Source organism: Streptomyces sp. NPDC000348 (genome assembly GCF_042898795.1).
In the GTDB taxonomy this organism is placed as follows: domain Bacteria; phylum Actinomycetota; class Actinomycetes; order Streptomycetales; family Streptomycetaceae; genus Streptomyces.
The window spans coordinates 3,453-5,187 of the sequence record NZ_JBIAZD010000051.1 but is presented as its reverse complement, the minus strand read 5'-3'; the positions used below and the strand labels follow the sequence as shown (position 1 = coordinate 5,187).

Below are 1,735 nucleotides of genomic sequence, written 5' to 3'. Positions count from 1 at the left end.
GTTCGGCGGCGTCCTACTCTCCCACAGGGTCCCCCCTGCAGTACCATCGGCGCTGTAAGGCTTAGCTTCCGGGTTCGGAATGTAACCGGGCGTTTCCCCTACGCTATGACCACCGAAACACTATGAAACAGACAACCGACCACGCCGTGACCGGGCGTGGGGCCGTTCGTGGTTTCAGAACCAACACAGTGGACGCGAGCAACTGAGGACAAGCCCTCGGCCTATTAGTACCGGTCAACTCCACACGTTACCGTGCTTCCATATCCGGCCTATCAACCCAGTCGTCTACTGGGAGCCTTACCCCATCAAGTGGGTGGGAGTCCTCATCTCGAAGCAGGCTTCCCGCTTAGATGCTTTCAGCGGTTATCCCTCCCGAACGTAGCCAACCAGCCATGCCCTTGGCAGAACAACTGGCACACCAGAGGTTCGTCCGTCCCGGTCCTCTCGTACTAGGGACAGCCCTTCTCAAGACTCCTACGCGCACAGCGGATAGGGACCGAACTGTCTCACGACGTTCTAAACCCAGCTCGCGTACCGCTTTAATGGGCGAACAGCCCAACCCTTGGGACCGACTCCAGCCCCAGGATGCGACGAGCCGACATCGAGGTGCCAAACCATCCCGTCGATATGGACTCTTGGGGAAGATCAGCCTGTTATCCCCGGGGTACCTTTTATCCGTTGAGCGACGGCGCTTCCACAAGCCACCGCCGGATCACTAGTCCCGACTTTCGTCCCTGCTCGACCCGTCGGTCTCACAGTCAAGCTCCCTTGTGCACTTACACTCAACACCTGATTGCCAACCAGGCTGAGGGAACCTTTGGGCGCCTCCGTTACCCTTTAGGAGGCAACCGCCCCAGTTAAACTACCCATCAGACACTGTCCCTGATCCGGATCACGGACCCAGGTTAGACATCCAGCACGACCAGACTGGTATTTCAACGACGACTCCACCCGAACTGGCGTCCGAGCTTCACAGTCTCCCAGCTATCCTACACAAGCCGAACCGAACACCAATATCAAACTGTAGTAAAGGTCCCGGGGTCTTTCCGTCCTGCTGCGCGAAACGAGCATCTTTACTCGTAGTGCAATTTCACCGGGCCTATGGTTGAGACAGTCGAGAAGTCGTTACGCCATTCGTGCAGGTCGGAACTTACCCGACAAGGAATTTCGCTACCTTAGGATGGTTATAGTTACCACCGCCGTTTACTGGCGCTTAAGTTCTCAGCTTCGCACGCCCGAAAGCGCACTAACCGGTCCCCTTAACGTTCCAGCACCGGGCAGGCGTCAGTCCGTATACATCGCCTTACGGCTTCGCACGGACCTGTGTTTTTAGTAAACAGTCGCTTCTCGCTGGTCTCTGCGGCCACCCCCAGCTCAAGCAGCAAGTGCTCTCACCGGTTGTGGCCCCCCTTCTCCCGAAGTTACGGGGGCATTTTGCCGAGTTCCTTAACCATAGTTCACCCGAACGCCTCGGTATTCTCTACCTGACCACCTGAGTCGGTTTAGGGTACGGGCCGCCATGAAACTCGCTAGAGGCTTTTCTCGACAGCATAGGATCATCCACTTCACCACAATCGGCTCGGCATCAGGTCTCAGCCTTGATGAACGGCGGATTTGCCTACCGTCCGGCCTACACCCTTACCCCGGGACAACCACCGCCCGGGATGGACTACCTTCCTGCGTCACCCCATCACTCACCTACTAACCGCTTGGGCCGGCGGCTCCACCACTCCGA

2 rRNA genes (1 of these 2 running past the window's edge) are annotated in these 1,735 nt (G+C 57.6%); both read right to left on the bottom strand.

The annotated features are described in order from the left end of the window. Positions 1 to 117, bottom strand: a 5S ribosomal RNA gene (gene rrf / locus ACFY3N_RS36575). A gap of 87 nt (positions 118 to 204) precedes the next feature. After that, positions 205 to 1,735, bottom strand: a 23S ribosomal RNA gene (locus ACFY3N_RS36570) (it continues 1,665 nt past the right edge of the window).